This is a genomic window from Pseudomonas cremoris, assembly GCF_014230465.1.
The window spans coordinates 179700-196065 of the sequence record NZ_JAAXCY010000003.1 but is presented as its reverse complement, the minus strand read 5'-3'; the positions used below and the strand labels follow the sequence as shown (position 1 = coordinate 196065).

Below are 16366 nucleotides of genomic sequence, written 5' to 3'. Positions count from 1 at the left end.
GCTAGATCAGGATCACGGCCCACACCAGGGTAATCATGGTCAATGCCACGAACTGTGCGGCGCTGCCCATGTCCTTGGCGTTTTTGGACAGCGGGTGACGGTCCAGGGAAATCCGGTCAATCGCCGCTTCCACCGCCGAATTAAGCAACTCGACGATCAGGGCCAACAGGCAGACCGCGATCAGCAACGCACGCTCGACCCGGCTGACGTGCAGGAAAAAGCTCACCGGGATCAGGATGACGTTGAGCAACACCAACTGACGGAATGCCGCCTCGCCGGTAAAAGCTGCACGCAGGCCATCCAGGGAGTAGCCCCCTGCATTGAAGATACGTTTGATACCGGTTTGACCCTTGAAAGGCGACATAGACGTAGGCAACTGAACTAAAGGAGTGGGGAAGCTAGATCACGCAAAGTCAAAAAAGCGTGAATCGGTTACATCTTAATGCTGCGAAATTGACTCAAGTTGTTGCAAGAGCAGCGCAGCCTGAGTGCGGGTACGGACGCCCAGCTTGCGAAAAATCGCCGTGACATGAGCCTTGATGGTCGCTTCCGACACGCTCAACTCGTAGGCAATCTGCTTATTCAGCAACCCTTCGCAGACCATGGTCAGCACGCGGAACTGCTGGGGCGTCAGGCTCGCCAGGCCATCACGGGCGGCCTTGGCTTCGTCGGAGACGTTGATTTCTTCAAACGCCTGAGGTGGCCAGGAGACATCACCGTCGAGCACGGTACGCACGGCTTTCTGGATATCTTCCATGGCGCTGGACTTGGGAATGAACCCACTGGCGCCAAACTCTTTGGAACGCACCACCACGTCAGCTTCTTCCTGAGCCGAGACCATCACGACGGGAATTTGCGGGTATTGCCCGCGCAACAAGACCAGCCCGGAGAAACCATAGGCACCGGGCATGTTCAGGTCGAGCAGCACCAGGTCCCAATCGGATTTTTCGGTAAGGCGGGCTTCCAGCTCGGCAATGCTGGCGACTTCGACCAGGCGCACGTCCGGGCCGAGGCCCAGGGTCACTGCTTGATGCAGAGCGCTGCGAAACAGCGGGTGGTCATCGGCTATCAGGATTTCGTATGTGGCCATTGATTAAATGATCCTGTTTTTTATGGGAACGCTGATGGGTTCAGCGTTCACCAGTACACAAGGCGATGGCCAGGCAGCCATTGCCACAGGGCAAGTCCGACGTCAAAAGCAGTTGAAACGACGTCGAAAATTTACGGTTACGCCCCAATCGGCGCCCAGCATGCCCAGCGTAGCCTGGAGGGTCAAGCACTACGCCCGTGGGCATTTTAGCGGGTTACGGGCATGCGGTGCCATCATGCAAACGTCGTCTGGTTATAGCGCCGGTATATAGGGCGCAAGACGCCGATGCACAACGTCCTCCACGTCCAGCGGCAACTGGAACTTGGCCGCCAGGTAATGGGTGCTGAAGACGTCGAGGTAGGCATCCAGGACTTCGCTGGCTGTCTCGTCGGCGGCCAGTTCCAGGCACAGGGCGGCGACTTCGGCGGTACAGAAATGGTCATCGCGCTTGGAGCGCCGTAATTTGTAGCGCGACAGTTGCTCCGGGGCCAGGCTCAGTACCGGCAAGTGTTCCAGATACGGGCTTTTGCGGAACATCTTGCGCGCTTCGCTCCAAGTGCCATCAAGCAGGATAAACAACGGGCGCTTGCCCTCCACCACCTGCACTTCGCTGACCACACGTTCGGGGGCGACGAACTCACCGGGAAATACGATATAGGGCTGCCATTGCGGGTCGGCCAGCAAGGTCAGCAAATCGGGGTCAACCTCGGTGCGGGACCAAGCGAATGCGGTGGTGTCGTCGACCACGTCAGCGATCAGCCAGCCGGTATTGCTCGGTTTCATCGGCTCGACATCGTGCATCAACAGGCACATGGCGGACTTGGCCTCGACCTTGGGTCGCCAGGCACACAGGCAATACTCGGGGATCACTCGGCAACCGGGGCAACGTTCGGCACGCGAACCACGGTTAAGGAACGGCCTGACGGCACGGGCCAGGCGTTGGGTGCGCAGGCGGGAGACAGCGTGGCTCATCGGGTGCGCCGCTGGGAAGGGTAAATCGACACGGTGAAAACTCGTGGAGGGTTTAAGGGCCGCAGTTTACCAGCGATACGCCTGGCTGTAGTGGCAAGGGGTCACCTATAATTGCGCGCCACTGAACGCACAGCGCAGTGGCTGGTCTATGCACCAGTAACCGAATCAGGAGAGTTTCATGCTGCGTTCCATGCTGCGTCTTGCCGCCCCATCCATCGCCCTTGCGCTGGTATTGCCCGTGGGCGCCCAGGCGGCCTCGCTGCTGGAGGCCCAAATGAACCGCAAGCTGCAAAGCGTCGCGGCTGAAAGCAACAAGGACCTGCCACGGGAAATTGACGAAAAAACCCTGGAAGTCGCCTACACCGTCGAAGGCATGCAACTGATCGACCACCTCAGTGTGCAGCCAGATCGCGCCGAGCAGATGCGCGCCAATCCCAAGGCGGTGTATTTCCAACTGGGCCAAAGCGTGTGCTTGAACAAGGGCTACCGCGAATTAATGGCCAAGGGCGCAGTGATGCGCTATGAAATCACCGAGAACAAGACCAACCGCCCCGTAGCGTCGGTCAAGTTTGTTGAAGCTGATTGCCCCGCCCCGGCTGCAGCCAAAAAGAAAAAGTAAAGACTGAACCTTCGCGCGCTACCGTCCGGTGGCGCGCACGCCCCGCATCAACTCCTCCCAGCAGGCTAGACTGCGTATCAGGCGACCAATAAGCGGTTGCCAGCCAAGGGTTTTCCGGCCCATGATCAAGTCATCCCAACCATTCATTCACAGCGCTTTTCATGCTGTTCTGTAACAATTTCAGGGCAAAAGAAGGTTGCCCCCCTGCGGCAAGCAGCGACACATGCAGTGTTGTAGCTCCGGCGAATGGCTCGTCGGCCACCCGGGCCCTGTAAGAAGGAGACGTTGAATGCCTTACGAACCGAATGACCGCCTGCTCCAGCTTTTTGAAGAATACGGGGCCGACCTCACGCAGCAGGTCGAAACGCAACTCCAGCTGATCGCTCCCAACAGCCCGAATATCCCCCTGTATCGCGACATGATCCTCACCGTGCTGCGCATGGCCAAGGATGACCGCAGCCGCTGGAACGCCAAAATCACGTTGCAGGCTGTCCGAGAACTGGATAACGCCTTCCGCGTACTGGAGCAATTCAAAGGACGCCGTAAAGTCACGGTGTTTGGCTCGGCGCGCACACCCGTCGAAAGCCCGCTGTATGCCTTGGCCCGAGAAGTTGGCGCGTTGCTTGCGCAATCCGACCTGATGGTGATCACCGGCGGCGGCGGCGGGATCATGGCGGCCGCCCACGAAGGCGCGGGCCTGGAGCATAGCCTGGGGTTCAATATCACCCTGCCGTTCGAGCAACATGCCAACCCGACCATCGATGGCACCGAGAACCTGCTGTCGTTCCACTTCTTCTTCACCCGCAAGCTGTTCTTCGTCAAAGAGGCCGATGCATTGGTGTTGTGCCCAGGCGGCTTCGGCACACTGGATGAGGCGCTGGAAGTGCTGACCCTGATCCAGACCGGCAAGAGTCCTCTGGTGCCCGTGGTGTTGCTGGATGCACCCGGCGGCGGATTTTGGCAAGGCGCCCTGGACTTTATCCGCAGCCAACTGGAAGCCAACCGCTACATCCTGCCCACCGACCTTAAGCTGGTAAGGCTGGTGTACAGCGCAGAAGAGGCAGTGGAAGAGATCAACCGGTTCTATGCCAACTTCCATTCCACGCGCTGGTTGAAACGTGAGTTTGTAGTGCGTATGCATCATGCGCTTAGCGATCGGGCGTTGGCCCATCTGCAAAGCGAGTTCGCCAGCCTGCGATTGAGCGGGGAGTTCCAGCAATTGGCCTATACCGGTGAGGAGCATGATGAGCCGAAGTTCAGCCATTTGACGCGGTTGGTGTTCAACTTCAACGGGCGAGATCAAGGCCGGTTGCGGGAGTTGGTGGATTACATCAACTTGCCGGAGAACTGGGCGCAGGCTCAGGGGAAGGCGCAGCAGCGGGTGGCGCCGGAGACGGCGTGATTTTTTGAGTTTTGCGAATAAAAAAGCCCCGCCTGCAGAGATGCAGGCGGGGCTTTTTTGTAGTGAGCGGGCTTGTCCCGCGCTGGGTAGCGGTGCCGCCCCAAAACCAGCCTCCGCGTTATACTTGTTACTCCGCAGCGGCCCAATTTGGGCGGCTTCGCCACCCAGCGCGGGACAAGCCCGCTCACTACAACCCCCAGCGGCTGGTATTCAGTCGTCCATGTCGCGACCGCTCAATAGGCGGCTGATCATCTCCATCGAGAATCCGCGATAACTCAGGAAGCGTCCCTGTTTCGCACGCTCTTTGGCATCGATAGGCAGATGGCCAGAGAACTTGCGACGCCAAGTGTCTTCCAACTGCGACTGCCAACTGATCCCGCACTCACGCAGGGCGAGGTCGATATCAGCGCGTTGCAGGCCGCGTTGGCTCAGTTCTTCGCGAATCCGCGCGGGGCCGTAGCCGGAACGTGCCCGGTAGGAGACAAAGCTTTCGAGGTAACGGGATTCCGACAGCAGCCCTTCTTCCGTCAACCGGTCGAGGGCAGTTTCGATCATTTCGGGTTCTGCGCCGCGCTGACGCAGTTTGCGTGTCAGCTCGACTCGACCATGCTCGCGGCGAGCGAGCAGGTCCATTGCAGTGCGCCGGACGGCGACGAGTGTATCCAGTACAACTGTCATCGTTGAGATCAGATGTCGGTGTCAGCTTCTTCGACTTCTTCAACCGGCTCACGGTTGGCAGCAGCTTTCACGTCTGGTGCTGCGGTCAGCAGCTTGTCGCGAATTTGCTTCTCAAGCGTTGCGGCGATATCCGGGTTGTCCGCAAGGAACTTGGCCGAGTTGGCCTTGCCCTGGCCGATCTTGCTGCCGTTGTAGGCGTACCAAGCACCGGATTTTTCGACGAAACCGTGCAGTACACCCAAGTCGATCATCTCGCCGTTCAGGTAGATACCCTTGCCGTAGAGAATCTGGAATTCGGCCTGACGGAAAGGCGGGGCTACTTTGTTCTTCACGACTTTAACGCGGGTTTCGCTACCGACAACCTCGTCACCTTCCTTCACCGCGCCAGTACGACGGATATCCAGACGGACCGAAGCGTAGAACTTCAGCGCGTTACCACCGGTGGTGGTTTCCGGGCTACCGAACATCACGCCGATCTTCATACGGATCTGGTTGATGAAGATAACAAGGCAGTTGGCGTTCTTGATGTTACCGGTAATTTTACGCAGCGCCTGGGACATCAGACGGGCCTGCAGGCCCACGTGCATGTCGCCCATTTCGCCTTCGATTTCAGCCTTCGGTACCAGGGCTGCCACGGAGTCGACCACGATCACGTCGATGGCGTTGGAGCGCACCAGCATGTCGGTGATTTCCAGGGCTTGCTCGCCGGTGTCCGGTTGGGACACGAGCAGGTCGTCAACGTTGACGCCCAGCTTGCCGGCGTATTCTGGGTCCAGGGCGTGCTCGGCGTCGACGAACGCGCAGGTGGCGCCCATTTTTTGCGCCTGGGCAATCACCGACAGGGTCAGGGTGGTTTTACCGGAAGATTCAGGACCGTAGATTTCAACGATACGGCCTTTTGGCAGGCCGCCAATGCCGAGCGCGATGTCCAGACCCAGAGAGCCAGTGGAAATAGCCGGGATCGCCTGACGGTCGTGATCGCCCATACGCATTACGGCACCCTTGCCGAATTGACGTTCGATCTGACCCAGGGCCGCAGCCAAGGCTTTCTTCTTGTTGTCGTCCATTAAAGTCCTCACGTAATCAATAAGGCCTGACGGCCAACACCTGTATAAGTAGACAGTATTGTTCCACAAAGATCAGAAATCGCCTACCCCTGATTTTCTATTTCTGCTGCAGCTCGTCGTAACAAGCCCTCTAGCGCGGCCTTTACCGTTTGTCGGCGGACCTCATCGCGGTTACCCGTGAAGTGCTGCAGCTCGGCTGTCACCTCCTCGCCCACACCAAAGGCCAGCCAAACGGTGCCCACCGGTTTGTCCGGCGAGCCGCCGTCCGGGCCCGCCACACCGCTGACCGCGACGGCAAACCGCGCCAGGCTTTTCTCCTGGGCGCCACGGACCATCGCCTCCACCACTTCCTGGCTGACGGCGCCGACTTTTGGAAACAAGGTTTCCGGCACATTCAATTGCCGGGTCTTCTGTCGATTGGAATAGGTGACATAGCCCGCTTCAAACCAGGCCGAACTCCCCGGAATCCGCGTGATAGCTTCCGCGATGCCGCCGCCGGTGCATGACTCGGCCGTGGTGACGTGGGCGTTGAGCACCTGCAGGCGGCGCCCCAGTTCGGCAGCCAGTTGAGTGATTTCCTTCACGGTCGTCTCCAGAAGTAGGCGGGGAATTTGCCTACCCTACAGCAGCCCATCGACCATGCAAGTTACAGATTGCATCAGGAGACTAATGCGCAGGTGGAACGCATAACACCGCTCGCGCCCGTGCCCACAGCCGCAAACGGTCCTCCAAGCCATTGAGCCCGCCATTGATACGCCGGGTAATGGTGGTGAACTGATCCTTGTCGGCCAGTTCGTTGAGGCCGTTGCTCTGCCAGAACCAGGCGGCGGACTCGCACGCCCATTGCGGCACCTCCAATAATTCTGGTCGCTGCAGCAGCCGCTCATCGCCAAACAACGCCCGGCTGCACGCCAGGTAATTGCGTCGCCCCGTCACCTGGATCAGTCCCCTCCCCCGATACTTCTGGCCATCTCCATCCGCCTCGGGGGTATTGCCCAAGCGTGCGGCCAAAGCACCGGTGTCATACCGATTCAGATACTGATCACTGCCCAGTTCACGCACGTAACGCAACTCACCGGACTCATGGGCGATTTGTGCGAGAAAAGCTGCAATGCGCTGGGCGCTGTTGAGCCCGTATCGCGCAAACGCCGCATTGAGCGCGGGCAAAAAATGCCCGCTCTCAAGCGGGCTCCAGGCATGATTTGAATCAATTGCGGCAGTGTTACCACCCTGAACTCCCTCCTGAAAACGCGCTATATCGACAATCCACCTGCCGTGATTGCACTGCGATAGCCTTTCTCCGGGTCGCCCTCATTGACCACCTTGGTGATTGACCACCGTCCCTGCATATAAGAAGGCCAGGTTTCATCCAGCCGCAATAATCCTTCGGCGGCCAGCAACGGGTTGCCGGGGCAATCGATCACCAGTTCCAGACCCTCACGTCCGACCCGGCGCAACTCACCTTCGGCCACGGCACGTGCCTCGTCTTCGTTCTGGCAGCGTTGGCGCAAGGTCTTGAACGGTGCAATTCCGACCTGAACCACGCGCTGTTTGCCTGCGGCGCTGTCCCACCAGGTGACGCGACTGCCTTGGTAGTTCGAGCGGGTTTTCTCATTGAGTACCGCTGTGATGAAGGCCTGGTCGCCGGGACGGTTATCCTGGGTCACGGACAACTTCACCTCCGGCAATTGTTGAAGGGAAATCGACTTGACCTGCCCGGCTTCCGCCAACACATACAACTCGTTAAACGGCTTGGTCACCGCGCAATAGCGCTTGGCAAGACGGGTGATGAAGGCCATGTCGCTTTCGTTGGACTGGTCGACATGAGCAATTGCAATGCCTTCCAGGGACGCCGCCACACGCGGTGAAAAACCATGCCGTCCGACCAGTTGCCGAAACAGCGCACCCAGGGTCGTCGGCCCATAACTGGCAGAACGGCGCTGGCGGTAGCCACTCGGGTCCTCCATGCTGAAAGGCGCCGCCGTGGCAACGATCATCAAGCGCATGGGGAACAGCACGGGGGTTCGCTGCGTAATGACGAACTGCCCCTTCTCCACCAGCCCCGACTCTTTATAACCAACGCGCAAGCCGATCTTGCCGCTCATGCTCGGCAGGCCTTCTAGCCCCTCGATGTTGAGCGTCAGCTCCAACCGGTCCGACTCGATGCCGGCGGCGTCGGTGTGTTTCCAATGCATGATGCGTTGATTGAGCAGTGCCGCGTTGGCACCGTAAAACTCCACGATTGGCGTAAATCCCTGTGCCATACAGCCTCCTTAATCCCAAGCCAAAACGGGGAGCGCGGCACTCGGTCGCGCGTCCAGTTCCGGCACGATCACCCACACACCAGCCGGCAGCACCGGGCCAAACTCGGCAAGCCCGGGGTTCAAGCGCCAGAGGGTTTCTTCCGCCGCATCATCGCAACGGCCCAACTCGCGGTAGAGCAGCAGGTTGACCGAATCACCGGCAATACTTCGCACTTTACGCATTGGTGAATTCCTCCAGTTCCAGGGTCCAGCCGATGACCATGGCGGTGCCGTCATCGATGACGCCGCTCTGTTTTTCCGCCACCGAATTGATCCGCCACAGGCCCCAATTGCGGCCAATGCCATCGACCAGTGGCAACGGCACTCGCTGGTTCTGCAGGGCACGCAGTTCATCGAGCCGCTGCATGCCCACGGCGTACATGGCGGTGCCGCCGAAGGTCAGTTTTTCCAGCTTCTGCCCGTTCTGCCGCGATTGGGGCTTACTGGCAATAATCGCCAGGTCCAACCAGCCGCCGTCGCTGTTACGGGCCAACGAGGAATAAGCAAAACCCCGAGACAGGCCAAAAATAAAATCACCCAGCACCATCTGTTGTCGCATCAATCACCTCCTGGATCGGCCAGTGCCGCGTTACGCCGGATACCCAGGGAATCGGTGACCATCGGCATGCATTGAAATTGCAGGGCCTGGATCACCTGGTTGACCACCTGTTGTGCGTCGGCAGGGTTTACGCCGGTGATCTGGATGCTTGGGGCAATCGACACTTGCACGTTGTCTGTACGAGCACTGTTGAGCTCCTTGCTCATCGCGTCGGGCGACGACAGGCGATCACTTGGAGCGAAGAATTTGTCACCGAGCCAGGTACCGACCTCGCTGCCCAGCAAACCGCCGATGACACCACCGACAGCGGTGCCGACGCCCGGCAAAATCATTGTGCCAATGGCCGCACCGGCGGAGGCGCCGGCCCAGGCACCGCCGCTGGTGCTGAGGCCGGCGCCGATGGCATTGGCGTCGCCGTTGCGTACGCCTTGGATGACGTCCAGGGCAGCTTCGGCGGTTCTGATTGGCGCAAGCCGCCGAACGGTGGCGGATTCGAATTTAGCGAACACCCCGCTAGGGACGCTGCTAGGGGCACCTGGAAAAATATGTGCCGATACTGGGTTGCTCACACTGGCAAACGATTGAAAGCCCTGGGAGGGTGCTCCCGAATGAAAGCCCCTTTGTGAGTCACCCAAAGCCTTGATGATTCTTTCGACGAAGCTGCCGAGAGATGCACCCCCTCCTCCAATCTTTTTGCTTCCTTTTTTGATCTGCTTGCCGGCCGCATCGACCGCAAGATCAAGCAGCTTATCCACGACCTTGTCCTTGACCGAATCACCAACACCCGCCCAAAAACCAGTGGGTTGCTTCTCTTCCTTTTGCTCACTTTTCAAGGCGCTCGGGGCGATATCAACCTCGTTGGGCGCCAGGGAATTTCCGTTGATGAACAATGTACTTGTCAGCGTCTCCACGCTTTCACGCAAACGCATCTGCTCAAGGGTCAAACTGCTAATTTCAAGGCTTGCGTTCGCCAGCGCCAGGGTTAGCTCCGAGGGAGGCTCTGGCATCGCATCCAGAAATGATGACGGCACTAACGGTGAAAGCGTGCTCTCCAAATCCGCACCTGCACCGTTGCCCAAGCCAGGATAAGTCAGCCAACGCTTATCCTCATCCGTCAGCTTGAGTGAAAATTGATTGTCCTGCATCCCGCTCTACTCCTGTTTGACGCCAAGGCGAGTGATCGCGATGTCGTAGCGGCGCAATGCTTTTGCGGCGTCCCACTCCAGGATCTCCGCTTCCGTTACCGAGTAAACCAGCGGCACCACATCAAGGATTACGTCGATGTCGCGTTGCGAAAGAAGGCCGCCGGTTGATTTAAAAAATCGTCGATGCGCTCCTGTAGCTCGGTCCAGTCGGGCACAGTCAGGCCGGCAAGGTCCGGGATCATCAGGCCGGCGCAATGCGCAGTGATGAATTCGGCGCGCTCTTTGGCGGTGGCGAGTTTTTTCATCACCTTGGTGGCGCGCAAGGCAGGCATTTCCAGAGGGAGAGCGGTGTGGGTACGGCCGGCGGCGTCGAATGGCAGCAACAATTGGACGGGCTGCTCGTGGGTCGATTCTTCTTGTTCGCTGAGGAAGAACGAGGTGGGACGAGTCGACATTTCATGCACGTACTGGGCGATGGTGACGTAGTCCGGGCGCATAAGTTGGTCGAGTTCTTTTTCCGACAGGCCGGTGGCGAGTTTCGCCAGTTCGAAGAACTGGTCGTCCTCGTCTTCACCGGCCCGGGCCAGCGCAGCTTTTTGCGCGGCGTAGTACAGCGGTTTGAGTTGAACCTGATCGATCGTCGCGCCAGTGTCGGCGGTGATCGGCGAGAGCAGGCGGTGCAGCGGTGGCATCCAGGCCATGGGGCAATTCCTTTTGCAAGTAAGGGAGGGAGCGAGCAAGCCCGCCCCCGGGTGGTCAAGGCATCAGCACAGCGCGACGCGCATCGCCAAGGATGTCGACGCCATTGAGCACAAACTTCTGGGTGCGCACGTCGATGTCGATCACCGTGACGCCGTTTTCCAGACGGCTGTAAGTCCGGCAAGCGAGCTCCAACGTAGTGGTGGCCTTCTCACCCATTTTCAGCTTGGCTTCCTCCAGGATTTTGAGCTTGCCGCCGACGGTGTGGTACGTGAAGTAGGTCTTGCCGTCCTGGTCCTGGCCCGCCTCGCGCACGTTCAGCAGGATGTCATCGCCCAGGCGTACCCCCAGGGCCAGCATGATCTGCGGTCCGGCACCTTGCAGGATCAGCTTGGCGCCCAGCACCTTGCCACTCTTGGCCATTTCCTCGGCAATGAACCGCCCGCCGGACATGGCTTCCATCTCGAACTCGATCTTCGGCGGGGTGAACTCCTCCACCGTCGCGGACAACGGCAGGCCTTGCAGGGTGGCCGCAATGGCCTGTCTGACTCGGTTGGTAAACATTAGAGAACGTCCTCCAGGAACTGCTCGATGATTTCATCGCGGGCATTGAGTTGATAAATCATGTGTTCGTTCGGCGCGTAGCGGCCGTAGTCGATGACGATGTACCAGGTGCCGTTTTTGTACTTCTCGACACTGTTCAACTCCGGGTGCAGGTACACGCTGCCGCCGGGAATGGTTTCGTCGGCCACCAGGGTTTGCAGCCAGTCGTTGATGCGCTTGACCTCCTGGTCCATGAAGGACTTGGTGAGGTTTTTGGCCATGGCTTTCTGGCCAGCCTTGACCAGCTTGCGGCTGATGGCATCTTCCAGGCCGACGTAGCTGATGAACTTGCCGGTGATGGAACGGTTACCCAGCAACGAGAAACCGCCGAGGATGGTGCGCGCGTAGTAGCTCACGCCGAAGCGGTTGAGCAGGTCGCCTTCGGTGGACGTATCGAGGATGTTGTACTCGACCACGCGGGAAACGTCCTCGGCGAACGTCACCTGGTTACCTGGGCTTTCCCACTGCTTGACCTTGGCCAGCGCGGCGATGGCCAGGGACGACGGCGACAGGAACACGTTCTTCTTGGCTGCCTTGGAATACACAGACGGCATGTTGTGCACCAGCAGGCAGCGGTCGAAACCCAGGTCGGCACCGCCCAGTTCACCGCTGTAAGTCACTTGGTCGGCGACGCTGGCGTCTTTACCGTCCAACACCACACGGGCCTTGATGCGCTTGCCGAACGCGGCGAACTCGCCGGCGACAGCTTTGGTGCCGGTAAAGCCAGGGGCACCGATGATGGTCAGGTCTTCCGGCACGCTGGCCAGTGCTGCCAGGCCGAGTTTGCGACCGGTGATCGGCTCGTCGCCACCGATCACGTTGTTGAGCGTATCCGCCGGGGTGGCGCCTTCGTCCACGATCACCACATAGACCGGCACCTTCACCACTTTGAGGATCTGGTAGACGGCGTGGAAGAGCGTCCCGGTTTCAGCGCCGGTAGGGTCCAGCAGCGCCTGGGTGGTGAAGCTGTTAATACGAAACGGCGCGTTTTTAGGGATCGACGCATGGGCATTCGGTGCAGTGCCGACCAGCCCGATCACGTTATCGCCCAGGCCACCCATGGCCTCGGGGGATTCAGTCGCATAGACGGTGATGCCGTTATGCTCGAAGTTCAAAACCTCAGCCATGGTTAGTCAGCCTTCTTAGTAGCGGCCTTTTTGGCCGGGGCGGTGTTAAGGACGCTGGACAGTTCCAGGCGTCCGGCGGTGCGCAGCGCGGATGCTTCGACGTCCAGCAACTCCAGTTCCTGACCGACGACGGACCAGTGGCCTTTGCCAGTCGGGAATGGGGTTAGGACGGTGTAGGTTTGGCGGTGGGGCATGGGGGAAATCTCCAGGCGAAAAAAAACCGCGGGGAGCGGTTTGGGTGATCGGTTGAAATTTATTCGGCTTGCTCTGAAAGCCAGTCAGGCGGCTCCGGGCGCATTTCCTGAGAGGGAAAATCTGTGGACTGCGGCCAATCGCGCAGTATCTGTATATAGGTCAACAACGCAGCGAATTGCGATGAGACCAACGTGCTCGGAATGCCCAGTTCCAGTTGATCGCGATGCCTATCTCGGACTCCACTCGCGGTCAGCAGTTGCCGGTCCCGCCATGTACGCTCCTTAGCCGCTATTTGCTCACGACTCAGTCCAGGTTGATCTATAGCAACTGGAAAGCCTTGCTCATCCGCCGCGAGGATCTTCCCGGCAGCGTTTTCGGCCCGAAGTTCAGCATGACGCGCTTTGGTAATTTCCTGGCATGCCATAGCAGATGGCTGCATACCGGGCAGATAAAAACCACCCGTTTCCGCGCAATAAAAAATGCTCATGGTTATTTTCCGATTCCAATGACAAACATATCCCGGTTATTGGCGACTACCGCGCCGATGTCTTGCCGATCCAAGATAACCGTGGTTTTGGTGAGGCTTCGATATTGGGCGGAGATACCGTCGTCAACACGGGCATATGACGAGTGCACCGCGCCTGAGATGGCATAGCACGCATCAGGCCAGGCAAGTGGCCAAGTCAGTGTGGTGAACTGGTCTGCCGCTAGGGAAGCGCGGCCGTATTGAAAAAGTAGACCTCCAAGCCAGGTAGGAAACAGAACGTAGCCACTGGCTGCGGTGAAGTTCAATGCGAAGCCGAAGCGCATTTTTAGGGGAGTTACAATCGTTGCATCGTCAAGCCCCGAATCTACCTGAACTTGTGTTGCGACTTTTGCGGTGCCCCGAGACGCTTCGCTTGCCTGCACCGCAAGCAGCCCCAGAGCAGCAATGTCAATGTTCCCCTGGTTGACTGGAGCATTCCAGGCTTTGATGCACCACATCACCGCGAGATTGCGCGGGCGTGTTTCTGCACCAATTCGGGGTTCACCATTTAAACCGTCAGTGGTTGGAGAACCAGTAGTACCGGGATTTATGATTCCGCTGCCTGTCGCTAGAGCTGATCCTCCTGGACCGAAAGCAGAGTAAGCCGTAGCACCTTTTGGCGGAGCGTGAAAATGCCCCTGCATCTGGTCGAGTTGGTAACCACCGATGCCACGGCCAACATCCACCCCTCGTCCATGATCCCATCCACGCAAAAACTCGCCACGAGTCTCGGGTAGTCGAAAGTTCCCAGCCCCTTCATCGCCCTTGTTAAAAACCCCACCAAGAAACGTAGCTAAATCTGGATAAGCTGTAGCGCTTTTAACGCTGCCATCAATCTCCAAAAATCCAGGTGGTATCTTGTTTACGGGAAAGGCTGTGATAGAACCCACCGGCAACGCCGAAGCCTTGGCAATCATCGCCTCAACCTCCGCCTTCGAATACGTCCCCTGCTTCAGATAATCCATCACCCAAGCCCGGGTCGCTTTCACCACCGTGTCATCAATCAACAACGTGACAATCGACGCGTTACTCGTCTCGAAAATCGAGCGGATATAAAACTCTTTCCCCGACCCCGACGTCGCCAATACCGGTTTATACGACTCCGGATACTTCACAACGGCATACAAGATCCCGGTATCCGTCCACAGCCCGGCCTCTCGCACATACCACCCACCAACATCCGATGGAATGGTGACTTCGGCCATCAGCCAATTGGCGTTCTTTTCATCTTGAAAAAGCGCATTCAGCGGTCCGCGCCACACTTCGCGTTTGAGCGCCTTGGCGTTGGCATCTGGGTTGTACACAGCGCCGTTGCCGTCACCGACGGAGATTTGCGCCAGTTTGATCGGTACGCCGGCGGCCTTGCAGGCGGTTTCGTAGGCGATCCCCGCGTTGGTGAGCAGGGTGTAATAGTCAGCCATTTAGTGCTCCTGTGGATAAAGGGTGGTGGTTTCGACGCTGTAGAGCCCGGCCGCCAGAAAGGCGCCGCCCGTGGCTTCGACGCCGGCCAGCACGTTGGGGTAGATCGTGGTGAGTTCGCCGCATAGCGTGGCGGCGCCGATGCTGTGGCGGCCGGAGGCGCTCAGGCCTACGGAGATCGACAGGATGTCGCGCTCGCTTTTGGCGTCGGCCAGGCGGCGGTCGAGTCGGGCATCGATGGTTTCGCTGTAGGGCAATTCGGTCCAGGCCCGTACAGCAAAGCTGTAGGGCGCACCGGGTGGCTTTTGCTCGTACCAGGCGCGCACTTCGGGGCTCAGTTGCAAACCCTTGGCGGCGTTTTCCAGGGCTTGGCGGGTGCCGGCCTGGCGGGCGGTGGGCCAGGCAAGTTTGACGGTCAGGCGTTTCTCGGACTCAGGGGCGGTGGTGCTCCATTCGCTGACGGCGCGATCTGCCGCCAGGTAGGGCAAGAACGCCGCCGGTGTGCGGTCCGGGTCCATCAATTCGGGAAACGGCGGCATGACCCGTTCCAGTAAATGGCCGAAGCCCAAGTCCAGGGCCTTCTCCAGCGGTGAGCTGTTGGTGGGCAACAGACTCGTCTTGGGTTCACTCATAGCGTGCGCACCTCCACCTCGACGCCCGTGCAGTACGGCGCCTGGAACGCCGAGCTGATGATCGGTTCCAGTGGTTCAAGGATTTGCAGTTGCGCGGCGCCGGCGCTGTGGATGGCGTAGTCGATCCAGCTGGGGTCGACCCGCCCTTCCAGGCGATGGCAGGAGTCTGCGTAGGTTTGCAAAAGTTGCTGCGCCGCCACTTGGGTCAGGCCGGAATCCGGGCCGGCGTTGATCTTGGCCACCACGCGGATTTTATAGCGCTGGATCTGTGCGCCCTGGACAGTGACTAGGTCAGTCTCCGGTCGCACATCGGGCCGTGCGAAATGTCGGCGCACACCGTCAAGCAAATCGGCGGAGGCGCTGCCATCGCCGTCCCTGGAAAGCACGGTAACCATCACCTCGCCGGGGGCAGTGCGTCGACCATTACCGTCCTTGACCTGGGCCGCGTAGCCGTCCGGATCAAAGGTGTAGCTGACGGTGACTACGCCCGGCGTAGCGCTTTGCACCTTGACCGACGGGCGCTCGCCCAGGGTGAACACTTCGCGGCGATACTGCATTCGCGACCCCGCCGCCGGGGCGTGGGGTGCCAGGTAATAACGTAGGCGAGCGTCGTCGTCGCTTTCCAGAACCGGCGGCACAGGTGGGAATGCAGCGGGATCGCCGGGGTCGAGCACCTGCCGCTCCAGGCCCATATCCGCCAGGCGCGCATCCAGGTTGCTGCCGCTCGCCCACCACGCCAGCATCTGCTTGATGCGGGCGTTGTACTTGCGTTCGTGGGTTTGCAGGCGTACGCAAAACGCCTCAAGGGCCAGGGTCAGCAGCTCGCTTTCATTGTCGAGACTCACCTTGAGTTTTGCCGCGCTTTGCGGTGCTCGCGTGGCGACGTAATCCACGACAAACGACTTGAACTCTGCCAGCAACGGCTCGAACTCCTCGACCGCGATAATCGCCGGTTCCGCCAGTTGGTTCTGGCCAGGGATCAGCATGCTCATGTGACGACCTCGAACGATTGTTGGCGGTTTTTCCAGGTGCCGGCAAAACGCAGCAACACGCCTGCACCCTGACGGGTGGCGACGATGACTTGGGGTTGGAAGTCGGTGATGCCGTTTTGCGTGTTGTAAAACGCTTGGGCGGCGTGGCTTTGGGCGAGGATCAACACGTCGTCGCCCAGGTTCTGGCCGAGCAGTTGCGGGACCAGCGAGCCGTACAACGGGCGTTTTTGACGAGTCCCCACGGGGGTGGTCAGCGCTCGGGTGGCACGCTGTACGAATTGCAGCCAGTCATCGACCGCTGCCCCGGTGTTCCTATCGATTCCGATCATGGCAAATCC

Annotated in this window: 21 protein-coding genes and 1 pseudogene; 2 read left to right on the top strand and 20 right to left on the bottom strand. The window is 59.3% G+C overall.

What is annotated here, in order from left to right; translation table 11 throughout:
• Window position 1 precedes the first annotated feature (1 nt).
• From HF257_RS07600 to HF257_RS07590, 3 genes are all read right to left on the bottom strand, one after another.
• On the bottom strand, window positions 2-364 hold the full coding sequence (locus HF257_RS07600; RefSeq protein ID WP_110624367.1) for a diacylglycerol kinase: 363 nt from the start codon (window positions 362-364) through the stop codon (window positions 2-4).
• Between the two features lie 75 nt (window positions 365-439).
• Entirely contained in the window at window positions 440-1090 is a 651-nt protein-coding gene (gene erdR / locus HF257_RS07595) for a response regulator transcription factor ErdR (protein WP_003189050.1), read from the bottom strand.
• A 252-nt stretch (window positions 1091-1342) separates the two neighbouring features.
• A complete protein-coding gene (locus HF257_RS07590; protein ID WP_185707524.1) occupies window positions 1343-2062 on the bottom strand; it encodes a tRNA-uridine aminocarboxypropyltransferase in 720 nt (239 codons plus the stop codon).
• A 178-nt stretch (window positions 2063-2240) separates the two neighbouring features.
• On the opposite strand from HF257_RS07590, the gene HF257_RS07585 reads away from it, so the two are divergent.
• Complete coding sequence (locus HF257_RS07585; RefSeq protein WP_185707526.1) at window positions 2241-2681, top strand: PA3611 family quorum-sensing-regulated virulence factor; 441 nt, start codon at window positions 2241-2243, stop codon at window positions 2679-2681.
• A gap of 289 nt (window positions 2682-2970) precedes the next feature.
• Window positions 2971-4083 carry a TIGR00730 family Rossman fold protein gene (locus HF257_RS07580; protein ID WP_185707528.1) on the top strand — a complete coding sequence of 371 codons (1113 nt, stop codon included), beginning with the start codon at window positions 2971-2973 and terminating at the stop codon, window positions 4081-4083.
• Window positions 4084-4293: 210 nt separating this feature from the next.
• On the opposite strand, the gene recX is transcribed toward HF257_RS07580, so the two are convergent.
• The 17 genes and pseudogenes from recX to HF257_RS07495 all read right to left on the bottom strand — a co-directional run bounded on the left by recX (window position 4294) and on the right by HF257_RS07495 (window position 16357).
• On the bottom strand, window positions 4294-4761 hold the full coding sequence (gene recX, locus HF257_RS07575; RefSeq protein ID WP_185707530.1) for a recombination regulator RecX: 468 nt from the start codon (window positions 4759-4761) through the stop codon (window positions 4294-4296).
• A gap of 8 nt (window positions 4762-4769) precedes the next feature.
• Window positions 4770-5828, bottom strand: a complete 1059-nt coding sequence (recA, locus tag HF257_RS07570) for a recombinase RecA (RefSeq protein WP_003189042.1) — start codon at window positions 5826-5828, stop codon at window positions 4770-4772.
• Between the two features lie 83 nt (window positions 5829-5911).
• Window positions 5912-6412, bottom strand: a complete 501-nt coding sequence (locus tag HF257_RS07565; protein WP_185707532.1) for a CinA family protein — start codon at window positions 6410-6412, stop codon at window positions 5912-5914.
• An 82-nt stretch (window positions 6413-6494) separates the two neighbouring features.
• Window positions 6495-7027: pseudogene (locus HF257_RS07560) on the bottom strand (glycoside hydrolase family 19 protein).
• A gap of 54 nt (window positions 7028-7081) precedes the next feature.
• Complete coding sequence (locus HF257_RS07555; RefSeq protein WP_185707534.1) at window positions 7082-8092, bottom strand: contractile injection system protein, VgrG/Pvc8 family; 1011 nt, start codon at window positions 8090-8092, stop codon at window positions 7082-7084.
• Between the two features lie 9 nt (window positions 8093-8101).
• Window positions 8102-8314 (bottom strand): tail protein X, encoded by a 213-nt coding sequence (locus tag HF257_RS07550; protein ID WP_185707536.1) that lies wholly within the window; start codon window positions 8312-8314, stop codon window positions 8102-8104.
• Entirely contained in the window at window positions 8307-8690 is a 384-nt protein-coding gene (locus tag HF257_RS07545; protein ID WP_185707538.1) for a phage tail protein, read from the bottom strand. The genes HF257_RS07550 and HF257_RS07545 overlap by 8 nt, the downstream gene beginning before the upstream one ends.
• Complete coding sequence (locus HF257_RS07540) at window positions 8690-9835, bottom strand: glycine zipper domain-containing protein (RefSeq protein WP_185707540.1); 1146 nt, start codon at window positions 9833-9835, stop codon at window positions 8690-8692. Before HF257_RS07540 ends, HF257_RS07545 begins: the two co-directional genes overlap by 1 nt.
• A 128-nt stretch (window positions 9836-9963) precedes the next feature.
• Window positions 9964-10536 carry a phage tail assembly protein gene (locus HF257_RS07535; RefSeq protein WP_185707542.1) on the bottom strand — a complete coding sequence of 191 codons (573 nt, stop codon included), beginning with the start codon at window positions 10534-10536 and terminating at the stop codon, window positions 9964-9966.
• A gap of 55 nt (window positions 10537-10591) precedes the next feature.
• Window positions 10592-11098, bottom strand: a complete 507-nt coding sequence (locus HF257_RS07530; protein WP_185707544.1) for a phage major tail tube protein — start codon at window positions 11096-11098, stop codon at window positions 10592-10594.
• Entirely contained in the window at window positions 11098-12264 is a 1167-nt protein-coding gene (locus HF257_RS07525; RefSeq protein WP_185707546.1) for a phage tail sheath protein, read from the bottom strand. Before HF257_RS07525 ends, HF257_RS07530 begins: the two co-directional genes overlap by 1 nt.
• A gap of 2 nt (window positions 12265-12266) precedes the next feature.
• Entirely contained in the window at window positions 12267-12458 is a 192-nt protein-coding gene (locus HF257_RS07520) for a hypothetical protein (RefSeq protein WP_185707548.1), read from the bottom strand.
• Between the two features lie 59 nt (window positions 12459-12517).
• Entirely contained in the window at window positions 12518-12946 is a 429-nt protein-coding gene (locus HF257_RS07515) for a phage tail assembly chaperone (protein WP_185707550.1), read from the bottom strand.
• A 2-nt stretch (window positions 12947-12948) separates the two neighbouring features.
• A complete protein-coding gene (locus HF257_RS07510) occupies window positions 12949-14406 on the bottom strand; it encodes a phage tail-collar fiber domain-containing protein (protein WP_185707552.1) in 1458 nt (485 codons plus the stop codon).
• Window positions 14407-15036, bottom strand: a complete 630-nt coding sequence (locus tag HF257_RS07505) for a phage tail protein I (protein ID WP_185707554.1) — start codon at window positions 15034-15036, stop codon at window positions 14407-14409.
• Window positions 15033-16028 carry a baseplate J/gp47 family protein gene (locus tag HF257_RS07500; RefSeq protein ID WP_185707556.1) on the bottom strand — a complete coding sequence of 332 codons (996 nt, stop codon included), beginning with the start codon at window positions 16026-16028 and terminating at the stop codon, window positions 15033-15035. Before HF257_RS07500 ends, HF257_RS07505 begins: the two co-directional genes overlap by 4 nt.
• Window positions 16025-16357 (bottom strand): phage baseplate protein, encoded by a 333-nt coding sequence (locus HF257_RS07495; protein WP_185707558.1) that lies wholly within the window; start codon window positions 16355-16357, stop codon window positions 16025-16027. The genes HF257_RS07500 and HF257_RS07495 overlap by 4 nt, the downstream gene beginning before the upstream one ends.
• Window positions 16358-16366: the final 9 nt, after the last annotated feature.